Annotated in this window: 12 protein-coding genes; 5 read left to right on the top strand and 7 right to left on the bottom strand. The window is 44.3% G+C overall.

Features of this window, described 5'->3' with window-relative positions; translation table 11 throughout:
* The first annotated feature begins 478 nt into the window (after positions 1-478).
* Positions 479-880 carry a hypothetical protein gene (locus tag ACTHRH_RS13775; RefSeq protein ID WP_440416039.1) on the top strand — a complete coding sequence of 134 codons (402 nt, stop codon included), beginning with the start codon at positions 479-481 and terminating at the stop codon, positions 878-880.
* Positions 881-1,065: 185 nt separating this feature from the next.
* Here ACTHRH_RS13775 and ACTHRH_RS13770 read toward each other — a convergent pair whose 3' ends face one another.
* Together ACTHRH_RS13770 and ACTHRH_RS13765 are read right to left on the bottom strand one after the other, a co-directional pair.
* Positions 1,066-1,605, bottom strand: coding sequence for a DUF6985 domain-containing protein (locus ACTHRH_RS13770; protein ID WP_379287883.1), 540 nt, complete (start codon positions 1,603-1,605; stop codon positions 1,066-1,068).
* A gap of 102 nt (positions 1,606-1,707) precedes the next feature.
* Positions 1,708-2,988, bottom strand: a complete 1,281-nt coding sequence (locus ACTHRH_RS13765) for a hypothetical protein (protein WP_440416037.1) — start codon at positions 2,986-2,988, stop codon at positions 1,708-1,710.
* A gap of 401 nt (positions 2,989-3,389) precedes the next feature.
* Between ACTHRH_RS13765 and ACTHRH_RS13760 the strand changes: the two genes are divergently transcribed.
* Together ACTHRH_RS13760 and ACTHRH_RS13755 are read left to right on the top strand one after the other, a co-directional pair.
* A complete protein-coding gene (locus ACTHRH_RS13760; protein ID WP_440416035.1) occupies positions 3,390-3,917 on the top strand; it encodes a sigma-70 family RNA polymerase sigma factor in 528 nt (175 codons plus the stop codon).
* Positions 3,914-4,990 (top strand): DUF4179 domain-containing protein, encoded by a 1,077-nt coding sequence (locus ACTHRH_RS13755; protein ID WP_379288846.1) that lies wholly within the window; start codon positions 3,914-3,916, stop codon positions 4,988-4,990. Before ACTHRH_RS13760 ends, ACTHRH_RS13755 begins: the two co-directional genes overlap by 4 nt.
* 191 nt (positions 4,991-5,181) lie before the next feature.
* Here ACTHRH_RS13755 and ACTHRH_RS13750 read toward each other — a convergent pair whose 3' ends face one another.
* Complete coding sequence (locus ACTHRH_RS13750) at positions 5,182-8,349, bottom strand: AAA domain-containing protein (protein ID WP_379288848.1); 3,168 nt, start codon at positions 8,347-8,349, stop codon at positions 5,182-5,184.
* 319 nt (positions 8,350-8,668) lie between these two features.
* Positions 8,669-9,877 carry an HD-GYP domain-containing protein gene (locus ACTHRH_RS13745; RefSeq protein ID WP_379288850.1) on the bottom strand — a complete coding sequence of 403 codons (1,209 nt, stop codon included), beginning with the start codon at positions 9,875-9,877 and terminating at the stop codon, positions 8,669-8,671.
* Positions 9,878-9,999: 122 nt separating this feature from the next.
* Between ACTHRH_RS13745 and ACTHRH_RS13740 the strand changes: the two genes are divergently transcribed.
* Both ACTHRH_RS13740 and ACTHRH_RS13735 read left to right on the top strand, forming a co-directional pair.
* Positions 10,000-10,608, top strand: a complete 609-nt coding sequence (locus ACTHRH_RS13740; protein WP_379288852.1) for an N-acyl amino acid synthase FeeM domain-containing protein — start codon at positions 10,000-10,002, stop codon at positions 10,606-10,608.
* The gene (locus ACTHRH_RS13735) at positions 10,608-11,366 is read left to right on the top strand and encodes a ThiF family adenylyltransferase (protein WP_379288854.1); all 759 of its coding nucleotides are present in this window, start codon (positions 10,608-10,610) and stop codon (positions 11,364-11,366) included. The genes ACTHRH_RS13740 and ACTHRH_RS13735 overlap by 1 nt, the downstream gene beginning before the upstream one ends.
* A gap of 477 nt (positions 11,367-11,843) precedes the next feature.
* On the opposite strand, the gene ACTHRH_RS13730 is transcribed toward ACTHRH_RS13735, so the two are convergent.
* Genes ACTHRH_RS13730 through ACTHRH_RS13720 form a run of 3 tightly spaced genes read right to left on the bottom strand, consistent with a single transcriptional unit; the run spans position 11,844 to position 15,322 of the window.
* Entirely contained in the window at positions 11,844-12,779 is a 936-nt protein-coding gene (locus ACTHRH_RS13730) for a DUF6528 family protein (RefSeq protein ID WP_440416031.1), read from the bottom strand.
* Entirely contained in the window at positions 12,748-13,668 is a 921-nt protein-coding gene (locus ACTHRH_RS13725) for a sugar phosphate isomerase/epimerase family protein (RefSeq protein ID WP_440416029.1), read from the bottom strand. The genes ACTHRH_RS13730 and ACTHRH_RS13725 overlap by 32 nt, the downstream gene beginning before the upstream one ends.
* A 1-nt stretch (position 13,669) precedes the next feature.
* Positions 13,670-15,322 (bottom strand): hypothetical protein, encoded by a 1,653-nt coding sequence (locus ACTHRH_RS13720; RefSeq protein WP_440416027.1) that lies wholly within the window; start codon positions 15,320-15,322, stop codon positions 13,670-13,672.
* Positions 15,323-15,357: the final 35 nt, after the last annotated feature.

The raw sequence follows: 15,357 nt of genomic DNA, 5'->3' as shown, positions 1-15,357 counted from the left end.
TATTCCGGTGTTTTTAAGATGGGGAAATTACTAGGACCGAAGTCATTAATTATGAAAGCAAATTTCAGACATTAGTTACAAAATCAGCTTTCTTTTCGCCAACAAAAAATAGTGATATATCCATTTCTTGATTCGTCTAAATAGTGTAAGAAGGTAAAGTGAAGGGTTACATCAATGGCGCAATTATCACCCGAAGATTTAACCACCGGCTCGTACCTTGGATCTAAAACAAATCCATTTGAGTGGGATACGGTAAAAATCGGAAAAGGTAATGATCTTAGTGAATATGAGTGTTGGATGGTTTTGTGGATATAAAACTTACAATGTGCTTGTGGACTATACAGATAATAACAACGAAAAAATCGTTGTTAAAACAGGTAGACTTTACCCGTGAGTAGTTGTGCTTTCATTGGCATACTTAAATCTTTGCTTTATAAGGAGAAAATTATATACGTCTATGAGGAATAATGCTACAAAAATGATATTAACTCTTCTTGCCGTAATCTTGATAATTTCTGCCTATTTGTTATTTAACTACATGTCAGACCCCTATGCCAAACATAATATCGCAGCAAAAAATACATTAGATAAGTTTTATGATGCTTTTATTAGGGAAGATTACCAAACAATTTCTACATTAATAGTTAACAAAAATCCTCAAATGGTCATCAATATAAGACATTGGTATGGGGATGTAAAAAAATATGAAATTATCCATATACGAAAAGTTGATGAGTTCGAAAAGAAGGCAAAGATAAAAATTACTAGCTTCCTCAATAGCGAAGAAAGAAATAATATAGATATTATTCTACTAAAAAAACAGCAAGATAAGTGGCTTGTCCAAAATTATGATTCAGACCTGGGTTACACCCTACCTTGAAATGAAATCGGATAGCGGGTCTCTAATTTAATGACGTGATACAGTATTATTGATTGGCCGCTACCAGCCCCCACAGCGGACTTTCACCGCCGAATTAATTGCCACACGTAGCGCACCATAAAAAGGCGCAAGCATTTTATAGCTTGCGCCTTTAATAAATATAGGCAAATACAACTCCGCAACTTTTACTCGTTATCGCCTTCATCCCAAATGGCATATTCCCCATAACCTAGAAACTCTCGTACTTCAAGTACTTCCTTGCCTTTAATAATCATTTCAATACCATCTTCATACTCCCATTCCATACCAGCCAAAATGCTTGCTCCAAATACAGGGTCATTTTGATCATAAGGATTTCTATAGATATAAATATCGCTTACCGAAATAAAGCGTAAGATGTCCCTGCCCTGAGCATCCGGCAAACCATCCGGGCATATCATATCCGGGTAACTATCTGTCAGCAGATGATCTTTCCATGCGCACATTTTTTTGCATAACTCATCAACCGTTTCGTCAGGCAGATTATTTAAACAATTTTCGATATAGGATTCGGCTTCATCCAGACTCATGTCTTCCTCTCTGAAATGGTACTGTACGGGTTCATTAGATAACACAAACGGCCCGAATCCCGAAGTTGCTTCTCCGTTCGATGCGTAAACGTCTTCCTCTTTACCGACATTCTCCAGACGAAATTTGCTACTCATTGAAGATTCCCGATTCGACATTCCCATTTATACCCCTTTATTCGTATAGAAAAAGCTCCTATTTTCCTGGCTGCCAGAAAACGATCCATGTACTACAACGTCTGGCCACTAGCGTTCCGAGTCCTACAACTCATTCAATGATACGATTTCACCGCTTACGGCATGTACCCCGTAGTTGCAGTCGAATTTGCCGCATAAACGATACTGCTTTTGTTGAGCATCGTAAACATAACAGGGAGTCAGCTCGAAGCGTGATTTTAGCTTTGCATACGCTTGTTCCCCGGAAATCTTTACTTCTTCCGCCTCTTCAAAAGAGTTAAACATGTCCAGCAGCGGTTGATTGTCTATAAAGTTATGGACTTGCAAGGTGTCTGCATCCAGCAGCACGACAAGCTTTCTTTGAAACACACATGGGTTCGGTTGAGCCGTTCTTAATGTGGCGTGAATGCAGCCCTTTTCCCTATGCAAGCTTCTAAGCGTCCATTGGCCGGTGTCATCAGGGAATTCCCGTGATAAAAAGTCTTTGACAGCAAGCGCACAGGCTACCCGCTCTTCCTCCGTGATCGGCAGGGAATCCGGGGACGGCTCATTGGCAAATGCCTGCTCTGCAGTAATCTCCTCCAGCCAGTGAATCTCTTTTCCTTCGAAGGCTGTTTGTGATCGCTCATTGGGCTTGTCCCAAACCATGGTTTGGTCCATTCGCACGGAAGACCGCGCATTTCCTAATAATTCAAAAGGGATTGTCGATGCTCCGTCATTCGTTACGAAAACCTCTTCCACCGCGTAAACGGGAATCCATTTGTTTTGTTCGTGAGAAGGAAAATGCACCAGCTTTATTTGCTCCTTGGCCAACGATTCCACTCTATCCAGAGACAAGGCATACGTTTCTTGTTTAACCTGCTCATGAGAAGGAAACTGGCCATAAACTAAGAAGGACGTAAGCTGGCCCTGCGGGTTCCATTTGACCTCAATGGATCCGGAGGGAGATACCGCCACGCCTTCAAAGCATTCCGCAAAATGAAGCTCCCCTTCCTTTTCCTTACGGAGCTGAAATTGCTTGCCGTAGGTCAAGCCGGTTTCCGCCTCCACCCACCGGATAATGTCCTGCGTATTCCGGTTAGGGAACACAATACCCTCTTGCGCATAGGTTTTCCCCTTGACGAAAGTAACGCTTTTTATTTTTTGTCGATGAACTTCGAGTTCAATAACCGCCGTGCCTTCCGGGTTCAGGTCCTCCTCTTGTAGTCCGTCGGCATGATTCGGGAACCACTCCATACTTAGGGTATATACCGTTTCATTCGTAGGAGTAATTTCCCGGTCGAATCTATGCCGTTGCAAATAATAGTTATTCAGTCCAAATTTCGCTTTGGTAAAATCCATTAACTGCTTTGTCTTTGAATCCATCCCTTGGTACCTCGCTTCCGGCTGTTTGTAGTATGGGGCCATCAACATGGTGAGAACGTGAGCCTGTAAGCAACTGCGAATATAAAAGAACCAGCAACTCCTAACTCCTTGGTAAAAAAGTCGGTGATACCCAGTTTTTCAGACTTGCGATGCAGCAATGGTTTATCAGCCACTTCTTTGGAGTTACTTCTAATATACGGCTGAAGAAGGGACTAGGTTTCATGCTAAAAGGTACTGGTGAAAGAGGAATCAAACGCCATCTTGATCTGGTTGACAGTTTGATTCCCGCCTTGAAACGTGCAGGATCATTCCATTTAAATATAGAAATAAAACTGCACAGCATGAACTTTTTAGATGGGTCGTTGATCTAATAAGTGAGGAAGACGATTGGAGGTAATGGTTTGTCTTATGAACAAGATGTAATTCTGGCAAGGGACGGTGATCGGGATGCTTTTGTTAGACTTATCCGCCACCATGAGGGGAGCTTATACCGAGTAGCCAAAGGAATGTTAGATTTGGAAGCAGATAGCATGGATGCTATTCAAGAAGCTATAGTTAAAGCTTATTCATCCATAACCAAGTTAAGAGAAGCAAAATTTTTTAAAACCTGGCTCATCCGTATTCTTATTAATGAGTGCAACCGAATCCTGACTTACAAAAAAAGAGTTACTCCTATGGATAAGATTGGGGAAAAGGTTCGCTCTTCAGAATTTTCAACACCATCATTCGAGAATGTGAAAGAGGCACTACAAGAATTGGAGCCAGACCTAAAAACAACGGTCATTCTGTTTTATATGGAGGATTTACCTCTAAAGCAAATTGCTGAATTACTGGAAATACCTGAAGGAACAGTGAAATCGAGGCTGTATAGGGGTAGAAACCAACTAGCGGACCTGCTTAAAAAAGTTCAGAAGGAGGAAGATTTATGATCGAAAACATGTTGGATAAAAAGTTGAAACATGATCTTAAGAAAGAATATGAACCCGTACCGGAATCAGTTCGTATCGGAATTGAGGCGATTTTGCGTAATTTACCTGAGCGGAGAGAGTGTGCGACTTTAATTTCCTTAAAACGCCGTAGACGACTGCGTCAAGCAGCGGTCGCTTGCTGCCTCATAGTATCGTTAGGTATAGGAGGAATTCTTTCCGCACCTGTATGGGCAGCAAATTTCATGGCTAGTCAAGCTCAGGAACATAACAAATACGTCGTCTATGACGGACATTATTATAGAGCAAATGGGGAGCAAATAAAGGAACCCGAACTTGGCAAACAAATCGGAGAGGTTCTCCGGGCAGGAAACTGGCAATTGGTCCAGGATGGGGACTCTAACGAATTTGCACCCTCCACTCCTCTATATAAGATAGATAAGGTAAACGAAAGTGAAAAAATAGCCGTTAAAGTTTCTCTAGGCCAAATAAATTTCCTTAGCGCATATATTGTCTTAGAAAGACAAGAGGCAGTTGTACAACCGGATCATTCCCAGATTAACCATGCCAAAAATGATCCGACAGAAGTAGGAATCGCCCTCGACAATATAAGGGAACGTGCTCCGGAATTTGCTGAATTCATTGGCTTAGAGGAACGCTTGGAAGCAAATTTGGTTAAATTTGATCCTGATCGGGGGGCAACTATCTATTACAGCTTGCCTGAGGCGGATATTCATGAGAACGGTAGTTCTTTCTCAACTCAGGGGGTGCTATTTATCTACCAATACAAAGAAGGGGATGTCGAGAATTTTCCCCAATCTGCTTTCTCTTCCAAAATGAAGAGTACACTTGTTGATAATGGAAAGGCGGTAATAAGGGAACCGGATCTCGATTATGCCCCTCCTCAACCAAAAGAAACCTTTATTATAGGAGAAATCGAATGGAGTTACTATTCAGATAAACTATGGCGCGGCCATAAGGACGGTATGTATTACGAAATTCAGACCCAAGGGAACGTAACGAAACCATTAATGTTAGAGCTGCTGTCATACTTTAAACCAAGAGAAGCTGAATAAGAAAATAGGGACCGAAGCCCCCTCTTTCGGTCCCTTTTACATTTGCATAAACACTCGCCTATGATTCTTTTGATTCTTCGACAGCTATCCACTAAATCCTTAGTTGCTTTAAATCTATGCTTCTTTTGTCTGTCTTCCCCTTGATGCATTCGACCAGAAGACCTTGTACGCATCTATTAGACCATACCTTTCTACCCGGGTTGTTCGCAAGCTAACTCGCGCCTAACAATCTTCATATATTCCAAAGGCCCCCAGATATTTATATCTCCTACGACATAGAAGCGATATTTCGCTCTGGAAACGGCAACATTAATAAGATTAGGTTCGTTAGTGGCCCATGAAGCCGGGCCCAGATTTTTATGATCAACTCCTAAACAAAAAATGACAACGGATGCTTCTTTACCTTGGAAAGTATGAACGGTTCCTACCGATTCATTAACCCATCTATGAAACTGCTTTTTATTAATCTTAGAGGAAGTTAACTCTTCATACCTATTTTTCAATAAAGACTTGAGTTCTTCTTTGACAGCCGTAAATGGTGTAATAATAAACAAGCTCGGAACTTGTCCGTTAAAGTATTGAAATGCTTTCTTAACCAGTTCAGCAACCAGTTTGCCCTGGGCCGGAACATATTGTCTGACATCCGTCTCTCCCTGAACTTGATACCATGAACTCGGACCCATATGCTTTAGAAACTTTACCAGACTCTGTTCCTCTGCCTTAAGAGGTGCTTGTTTATCCTCGGGATTCTCCGTAGCGAGTACCATGTTGCCATCATATGCAATTTCGTTACAGATCTTAAACATAGGGTTGATACATCTTCGATGCACCCATAATGGCGACCCTATCCACCGACTTTGAAGAAATGTACCGTATTTATTAGCTAGGTCCATAAGTGTCTGAACAGAGCTTTTCTCGGACAAATAGTGCGGAGTAATTTCATAATATTTCCTAATGTCATTAAAGACAGATTTCGGTAAGGTGACTACCGGTTCAATTTGTATTGGATCTCCAACCACCACTGTTCTTTGGGCTCTCCATACGGCACCAACAGCAGCTTGGGGCACCGCTTGTCCTGCTTCATCGACTATAAGCCATCCTAAACTTTCACTTCCAATACCTCTAAACATGCTGGCAACGGAAGCAAATGAAGTGGAAACGACAGGGATGATCAAGCTGATAACATCCCATATAGGTTTGAAAACCTCTTTCTCCGCAAAAGTATCAAGTGAATTTAGTTTGCTAAAAAGGATTACATTGCCAATAATTTTCGAAACCGATGCACGGACGAAGCATTCATGAACATGCATAGCCGCTAAAAACAATTTGCTTCTTGCTGCAGAAAACTCTTGCGTAATCCATGGAGAAGATTTTTGCATCTCATCATTATCGCCATGAATTAAATCCATCAAGCTAACCACACAGCGCGGTTTTTCCTGCAATGAGTTCTTGATCCTCGATTCAATGGACGCAAATTCTTCCCTTAGTTGAGCAAGCTCTTCATTTAACTTGATAGATTTATCAGATATTGGCGCAAGTTTGTCTTCTACGGCTTTTAGATCAGATTTCTTTTGGCTAATTAAATGAATTTGTTCAGATATATCTTTATTTAATAAATTTGCCCGTGCCAAATGATCTTTATAGGGTTTACGTCTAAATAACTTGACAAAAAAACCAATTTTTTGCCTATTATGATAATCTAGCGCTTCCTTCAAATCGTAAATTTTCTCATCCAGTTCACTACATTCTCTGTTTAATCGCTGATGCTTTTCTTTCAGTTCTTCCATTTTCAAAGTAAGGGACTGTATTTCATCCTGCCTATGCTTTATCTCCGCTTCGACTTTATTACTTCTATTGCAGAGTTCATATAACTCTACCGCTTCCTTCTTTAAATCTTGAACATTTTTTAGGGCTTGTTTAAATAATTCTCTAGCTTTGTTCCATTTCTCTATATGTACGTGATCTGGTATGGCCTTACATTCATCATGAATTTGAAAATAGGATTTTCCCGGCTTACCCTTATCTTTGCCCCGGTCAAGGAATTTTGTATTGAAAGTAAACCGATTACCGCTATTGCCAAGAACGGCAGAGATAAGCCCCCATGAATGGGCTCCGTGCATTCTTTCGGCAATATCCCTGAAATAATCTGCCCCTTCAACCTCTAAAAATGATTCATGTAACGCTTTAATATCGGGCAGCTCTTTTGATATATTTTCTACGGCTCCGTTATTCGAAGACGCCACAACTATGCCAAACCCGCATAATTCGGGAGAAAGTGTATTTACATAAGAATTTTGCACTTTCTTGATAGAACCGTCCGCTTCTTTGATGAAGGAAAAGGCCTTTTTCGGATCATCATAGGCTACTAAGCGCTCAGCCCGTTGAACCATGATTTCGGCGATGACATCCCTTAACAGCGTTGTTTTTCCGGTCCCCGGCGGACCATTAACGGAGAATATTCCAGTTGAGTCTTGTAATTGTTTAAATATCTGGTTTACTGCAGCCTGCTGCATTAAGTTGAGAGAATGTTCCGGATTTCCCGGCCATTTTCCTAGTGGGATGTTTTCAGGGGAAAGGATCTCGAAGAGTTTTTCCTTATTACGATGAATGTCTTGCCGATTTTCTTGAGGAATCTCTTCACCGCTTAAAAACTGGACCAGCCCGCCGCTCTTTACTCCTTCCGATTTAAGACTATTTCGCACCAACTCAAGATCTTTAATATAGAAACTGTTTAAAATCCCCGGCTCTCTATTTAAAGAACTTTGTTCTTTGTCTTCCTGCTTAGGTTTTGGAACTTTCCTGCATTTTGCAATAAAATAAGAATAGTCTGATGACCATCTGACAAAATCACTAATTTCTTGCTGAATAAATTTCATTCTGTCCAAAGTGACTGTATGTTGAAGTTCTCTTTCAACCATCTCACTTAACTGTACGTGAAGTTTATTAAACTCATGGTACCAATCCTTATAAAAATCCCCTTTTTTCATCTTGCCAAGTGCAAAAGGCAACGTCGATAACTTAAAACTTCCAGCTACGTATTTCCCGTTAAAATCTAATGAAATCTCTGCAATGGCTGTATTTGTCTTATAATTTATATCCTCCAGGACTTGTTCTTCATCATGCAAAAATTTACGTACCGATTGCATAACGACTTCAGTGTCCATAACCCCTAAGTATACGGTAAAACGAAATGTATCCTCTTCCGTCTCTTGGAGACGATATTTTTCATGGTCCATCCATGGAATATGTCTCTCTTCCATTATCAGATAATCTTCATCCTTATCCCACTGGAACTGGAAAGGTGTTAGAAATTCAACCTTGTGCCATGCTTCGATTTTATTAACGAACTGCAAATTCAATGGTAGCATTCCCTTCAACATTTACTTATGTAATATTATACCATTGGCCTATTCCGTTTACCTATTTTAATAATTAGGGAATAAAAAAAGCTCCTAACGGAGCCTCTTCGAAGACGAATAACCCGGTTTTAAAGGTAACTTTTTATGCCAATTAGAAAGTTGTTCCATATTAATGCTTTAATGAACTTAAACTTTCTAATGTGGTAAAAAAACCTATTGCCTGTAAAGAGGCGATAGGTTTTCCTTCGTGGTACCACTCTTCTTGTTTCGTTGGTTTCATCTTAAAATCTAATGACGGGGGTTGGTATTCTCGACCAAGTCATAAAAATTCAGTCAACTGCTCGAACTCCTTGATTTCATTACTAGCTTCATTATATACCTCAATCCATTTAGCTTTAATTTCTCTCAATTTATCAACCAAGTAAGGGTCAAAATGGGTGCCGCTGCCTTGCTCAATAATCTTGAAGGCCTCCTCAGGAGAGATTGCTTCTCGATAAGAGCGTCTGGAGGTGACCGCGTCAAAGACATCGGCAATAGCTAAAATACGGGCATCCAGCGGGATCTCTTCGCCCTTGATGCCGGTAGGATAACCGGTCCCATCCCATTTTTCATGATGATATAGAACTCCGGGTTTGAGCGAGCCCAGCATGGGCAGCTTTTCAACCATTCTCCCCCCAACTACAGGATGAGATTTAATCAAATCGTACTCTTCCTTCGTTAAAGCTCCTGATTTAGTTAATACTTGCTCCGGAATGTTGATTTTACCGATATCGTGAAGCAGTCCTGACAAATACAAGCACTGCAATTTCTTCTTATCCCAGTACTCGGGAAGGTTGCGGGCCAATTCAATGGCATACTTGCTGACGCGCTCGCTATGTCCAAATGTATACGCATCCTTGGCCTCCACTGCAATGATAAACGTCTTGACCACTTGCCTAATAGAGGCGTCCGCCGAATCCATAATGGTAGTAACCTGCGCCTCATACAATTGATTCAGCTGTTTAAGCAGCAGATGGCTGAAGGTAGCGATAATAAGATACAGCAGAATGCGGTTGGACAAATCAATAGAGTCAAAAATGCCGGAAACAATCGGGTATTGGTGCCCCACGAATATCATCATCAAGAGCCCGAGCAGAGAGTAAAGGATAAGCACGAACCGGTCTCCGTAAAAACCGGAAATCAGCGGAATCAGAAAGAAAAATCCCCACGCTTCCCTATATCCGGAGCCGAAGTATAGACAACAGACAACTAAGATCATAAATAGCAAAACCAGATGCATAGAGATATTGGCAGACAAACGTAAGAGTCGTTTGCCCCCTACCACAATGAACCAGGCCCCTAGACACGATAGCAGCAAAAGAAGGTTGGCCCGTGAAAACGGAAGCCTAAAAAGAAGAAATGCGGAATTCCAAACAATGCTCAGCAATAAATAGAAGAAGGTAGCATTCAATATTTTGGTGCTTACCTGCTCATTGTGGATCTTATAGTAATTGCCAAGCATGATCATTTTGTCCGTTGTTGGCAGCATATGTACGTACCATCCCTGTTTTTCATAGCGTCGTATAGCTTATTGTAACATGATTTTCCAACTTGAACTATACTCGAGTGGAGTGCAAATCACTCAAAAAAATATAAGGAGTGTGTTGAAAAATGAAGGACACAACACGGTATCAGTATGGCGTAGCCAAAGGGATGGTGCGGGAACAGGCCATTCGTCTCCATCATGACAGGTATGAGGAAATCGGTTTTTTCAAGAAGGATGAAACCGACCCTTACGAGCAGCTCTCCACTTATTTTGCTGCGCAAACGGAAGACGGTGTGATTGTGGGGGTCACGCGTCTCATTAAAGACAGACTGGAGGAGCTGCCTACCATAAAGCATTTCCGTATTTACGATCTCGAAATGGCGAAGTTAAATCAGCTGGATCGAACCCGATTTGCAGAGGTAAGCGCGTTTACGAAAATGCCGCAGCATGAAGTAGGTGCGGGCTTGATCAAAACCGTCCTGCAGTACTCTTTGGATACGGGGCTGACCCATTGGATTTGCTGCATTGACGAAAGGGTGTACAAGTATATGACCCGGATGATAAAATTTCCATTAAAAGTCGTCGGCGAGCCGCAAGTATACCTTGGCTCCGTGACAATTCCCTGCGCTCTGCAATTGTCCGAATTCCTCGCCAGCCTCCAGCAGCATCGACCTTCTCTCTATGAATTTTTTATGTCACCGCTAAATAATGCCTCTGAAAGGGTGAGCTTATAATGAAGGAACAGTTTATTCGTAATCTGGGAATCATGTCTGAAGCCGATATGGACAAGCTCCAGCGCTCCTCTATTGCCATAGCCGGGTGCGGCTGCATCGGAGGCTTCTCCGCGGAGCTGCTGGCCCGCATGGGGATCGGCCGGCTAATGCTGGCTGACCCTGATCATTTCGATGTATCAAATATAAACAGGCAGTGCGCCGCCACTCATTTGACCGTTGGTCAGCCGAAGGTAGAAGCGCTAAGCCGGCATCTGCTTACGATCAATCCGGACTTGCAAATCGACGCCTTTCCGGAAGGTGTGCACAGCGGCAATGTACAGGAGTTTCTCGCCGGGGCCGATTATGTCATTGATGCCATCGATTATTTTGCCTTCTCCGACTCTTTAATTCTGCACAGAGCGGCGCGGGCAAACGGGCTGTTCGTCACTACGGCGGTAGCCCTTGGATTCGGGACCTCCGTATTGACCTTCGCCCCCGACGGCCTGAGTCTGGAGCAATACATCGGCATCCCGGAGGACATTACTCCCGAGCAAGCCAAGGAACTGACCTTTCCTGCGGCTTCCTACAGCGAGCAGCTCCCCCAATATGCGACTCCCGAGCTAGTGGCAGGATGGCTAAGCGAGCAGACTATTCCTACGATCAGCGTTGGACAAGCCCTCGGGCCAGGCGTGCTGGTCTCCAAGCTTGTTCTGCATTTGCTGGGAAGAAAGCAGCCCCAGATCGTTCCGGAAAGATTCCAGCTTCAATTTGAAGACTGAGGAACGCTGCGCATAATTGCGGGTTGAGGTGTACAAATGCAATCCAATTGAGCCCTGCAATATTTGGGGATCTTTAAGAGGCAAAACTGCACCTTAACCGCCCTTTTTCGGAAATAATAGAATGCATAACTTAAGGGGGCTGTTCCAAAAGCGTTCACATAAAACAGGAACATCCCAAAAACAAAGCAAAAAGGACCTCAAATCCCACTGTGAGTGGGAACGGGGTCCTTTTTTAGCAGCTAAATTTAACTCAAGGTGGGGCTTGAAAAATCATAGATCGACTTATGAGACAACCTCTTTTTGTCTGTATTGTCTAGGGATAATTCCCGTGAGCCTTTTTAATGAAGTAATTATTTCACTTTCGATGTCTGTCTGGGATCAGATGGTTTGGATGAACTCATCAAACATCGCTCCTCATCAGATCATAATAATCAATCACTTGTTTGCATTGTTATACCCTGTCTCGATTCGTTTACATTAATTGTAATCGGGATTCCAAACCCGCGCTTTATAAATCCCCGCTCCGGGAAGAATGCCGGTCATGGAGGGGTTAACGAAATCAATACGGGCCGTGCACCAATCGTTGGAGCTGCTTCCGGACTCCGGTCGGATCACCTGATCCGGGACCGCGGATACGACTTGACCCGAAGGCAAATTCCCGACACTTTTAACGTTTGCCCGGCTAATCATATCGCTATTAGAATAGCTTTCATCGAAGTCATTCAAGGACTTGATATATTGATACACATGGCTCCCCGTACTGACCCAGAGTCGATCCGTATTCCCGTATACCGGTTGAAGGTCATGACCATACCGCGTCGGGAGGGCAACCTTATGCACTTCCCGAACTACCGGGGCCGCATCGGACCCTGTAATCTCTAGCGCAACCAGATCATCATCGCCAAGAGCCCAGAGCACCTGACGCTCGGGATCCCACTGGACTCCGTGAGCCCCGGGGAACGGGTACTCCACATAATCGCCACAGTCCGGTCCCTGGGATGATGTGTAAATGCGCACCCAACCGCCCGTACTTGCTGCTACGGCAATGTTTCCGTTCGGCAATAATTCGGCAGAGTGGGGATTGCCTCCGACATTCCATCCCCATTGTCTGCTGTCGCCTTGCGGGTAGGGAACGATCGCAGCCAATCCTCTGGAATCCGTAACGACCATCCAATATCCGCCGCCAAGCCGTTCATTCCACCTGATTTTGGCATCGGTAGGAAGTCCCCAGGAAGCTTCGAGTCCCTCAAATCCATTAGAGGCGGATGCAAACCAAGTCCACACAACGGAGGCTTCCCGGCCCTTTGCCCATTCGTCTGCCTTCAGAACCATGATCCGGTGCGAAACTTGATCCGTCACAGCAACATAACTGCTGCTGACGTCAACATTTTTCGATAGGTGCGGCATCTTCATCTTCTCCTCCCGCTATTTTCAATCCTATTTTACTATAATCACTCATCAAACGGCTCCAGCATTGTCCAAGCCGGTCAGGACTAACCGGTCGTACTTCGAACATGAACGGGCCATGATACCCGCATTCAAGCAGAGCGGAAATCACGTCATTCCAACGAATGATCCCTTCCCCCGGATACCAATGCTTCTCGTCCAAGCCATCATTATCCGACATATGGACCGTAATGATGCGTGAGCCTATCTTCCTTACAAACTCTTCCGGTTCCTCCTGCAGCAGGTGGTTCACGTCACAGCATACACCCAACCGTTCATCCGCGGCTAGGAGCTCCCTCATTTCTGCGCTCGTATTGCCGAGACAGGTTCGCGGCAAGCATTCCACCGCGACCCGCAGGTTAAATCGTTCAGCCTCGGCCGCCATACGGGCCAATGACCTTCGACAAGCCTGCAGACGCTCGGTTCTTTCGGCTGCGGGTATCGGCTCCCAGCTTGGATGCAGGATGACCGTGCCGATCTTCCATGCAGCCGCTAGGTGCACCAACTGCAGATGCCGGGCGATTGCCGCTTCTCTGTGTCGTTCATCCATCGCCGAGACATCCCACTCTGTACCATAGGGCAGATGCAAGGACCAAACATGAATGCCCAGTGCCCTGGCTTGCCGCACAAGCTCCTCACACCGGTTCTGGTTGCCCGGCTCCAGCAAATCGAATATATCATTGCGCCAAGCCAGCTCAATACAGTCGATGCCGTTGTCCCGTAAATCCTCCAGCTTCATATTCGGCTCAGCGCCTACCCCAAGCTGGATAGAGGTGCCTAGTTTCCAAGCGGCAGGACCAGGCGAGGCGCATGCCATCCGTACTATCCCCGTTTGAGTTCCCTCAGATTTGTTCATATCAGTTATCCAACCCTCGAGCCTGCACCGCTTCATTGACTTCTTCGATCGCTTTCTGAAGTCCTTTATTGTCGTACCCTCTAACCGTCTCCTTCCACATGGCCACCGGATCTTCCTTGGCCAGCATAATCCGAATTATATCCTCCGCCACGTTAATCGCGCTCAGCTTCGCTTTAGCCGGCGTATGCAGTAACTCCACTTTGAAATTGGTCGGAACCGGCTCATAATTTTCAACACGATGCTTCAATTCCTCACGGGACATCCTGGCTAACTCCGCCCCATAGGCAATGTCCACCGCTTCGCTTTCGGTAAACTCCATCCATTGGTACCAGGCCGCAAGACTCCCAAACATATTAAATGAAGGATAGAGTGAACCAATGCTTACGAATTCTCCCTCTTCATTCTTGTCCCGAGTGATGCTATAGTTATCGCCTTGCTTCGTGTAATCTTTTCCTTCTATCCCGTAAAACCGGTCGGTCATAAATTCGTCCGACAGCAAATAGTCATATATGTGAAGAATCCGCTCCATCTTCTTGTCGTCTACCTGGGAGCTGAAATAGCTTTCCGACCAGAAGGTGATAGCTTGATAGCGATAGCGCTTCCCATCGGGGCTTACCCAGGATTCAGGAATAATGGCGATGACATCTTCGAATTTGACATCTTTGTTATATTTATCCCATGAATTATTAAGATTTTTCAATGCATTCGGCGTGGCTTGAATGGAGATGGCGCCGACCTTGCCTTGCCCGAACTTATCAATGCCGTCGTTCGTCTGCATAATGGCAAAGTCCGGGTCGATGGCTCCTTCTGTGAAGAGCTCGCGCATTTGCTGAACGACGTCATACATCCTCTCGGAAGCATAGTAAGGGATATACTTGCCGTCCTCCTTGACCCAGGAGCTATTGCTCAGATTGGCAAAGGTCCCTGTAGCGATCGGAAGCAGCATCGCGTTGGAGCGGAACGTCAGACCGACCGTATCGTCTTTCTGGTTGCCGTCCGGGTCCTCCTTGGCAAAGGCTCTGAGCATTTTTAAATAATCTTCATACGTGACCGGGACCTCCAGCCCCAGATTTTCCATCCAATCTTTTCTTACCACCAACGATCTTTCCACGGCCCATTGATCATATTCCTGGTAGGTCTGACGCGGGATCATGTAAAATTTATCATCCACTTTAAGCGCTTGGGTCTCATCCAGATTCATTACTCTTTGTACATTGGGAAACGCGCTCAAATCATCCGGCAATTCTCGAATGATTCCTTGCTTGATCCATGAGTAGTAGGTGTCGGAATTAATGATGTCGTGGCTGAAGACGTCCGGTAATTCGCCGGAAGCGCTCCATAATTGATATTTCTCCACATAATCGGAATAACTGATCACTTTGTCTACGAACGTCACGTTAAACTTCTCTTCCATCCACTTTAAATATTCGTCCGAATTCCGATCCGGAAACGCCTTGCCAATATTGAACGTGGATACGGAAATGTCTATGTGTTCGGCGAATGGATTGGCGTCCGTGCCGCCGGTTTGCTCGCTCCCCCCGGAATTCCCCCCATTTCCATTCGTCGAATTTGAATCCTTCGAGCAGCCAACCATAATCGAAAGCAGAATAGCCAATGCCGTCATTAACAAAATCGTTCTTTTGCTCTTGTTCACGATAGTCCTCCCTTGTACATTCTTTGTCTATTTTA

It is taken from the genome of Paenibacillus sp. SAFN-117 (genome assembly GCF_051966115.1).
GTDB lineage: Bacteria > Bacillota > Bacilli > Paenibacillales > NBRC-103111 > Paenibacillus_L > Paenibacillus_L residui.
Note: the sequence above shows the minus strand (reverse complement) of the source record. Positions and strands in the feature narration are given on the sequence as shown.

Excerpts from the sequence above, each read along its gene's own strand:
- ACTHRH_RS13775 (WP_440416039.1), top strand. The coding sequence starts at position 479 with ATGATATTAACTCTTCTTGCCGTAATCTTGATAATTTCTGCCTATTTG.
- ACTHRH_RS13770 (WP_379287883.1), bottom strand. The coding sequence starts at position 1,605 with ATGTCGAATCGGGAATCTTCAATGAGTAGCAAATTTCGTCTGGAGAAT.
- ACTHRH_RS13765 (WP_440416037.1), bottom strand. The coding sequence starts at position 2,988 with ATGGATTCAAAGACAAAGCAGTTAATGGATTTTACCAAAGCGAAATTT.
- ACTHRH_RS13755 (WP_379288846.1), top strand. The coding sequence starts at position 3,914 with ATGATCGAAAACATGTTGGATAAAAAGTTGAAACATGATCTTAAGAAA.
- ACTHRH_RS13745 (WP_379288850.1), bottom strand. The coding sequence starts at position 9,877 with ATGCTGCCAACAACGGACAAAATGATCATGCTTGGCAATTACTATAAG.
- ACTHRH_RS13740 (WP_379288852.1), top strand. The coding sequence starts at position 10,000 with ATGAAGGACACAACACGGTATCAGTATGGCGTAGCCAAAGGGATGGTG.
- ACTHRH_RS13735 (WP_379288854.1), top strand. The coding sequence starts at position 10,608 with ATGAAGGAACAGTTTATTCGTAATCTGGGAATCATGTCTGAAGCCGAT.
- ACTHRH_RS13730 (WP_440416031.1), bottom strand. The coding sequence starts at position 12,779 with ATGAAGATGCCGCACCTATCGAAAAATGTTGACGTCAGCAGCAGTTAT.
- ACTHRH_RS13725 (WP_440416029.1), bottom strand. The coding sequence starts at position 13,668 with ATGAACAAATCTGAGGGAACTCAAACGGGGATAGTACGGATGGCATGC.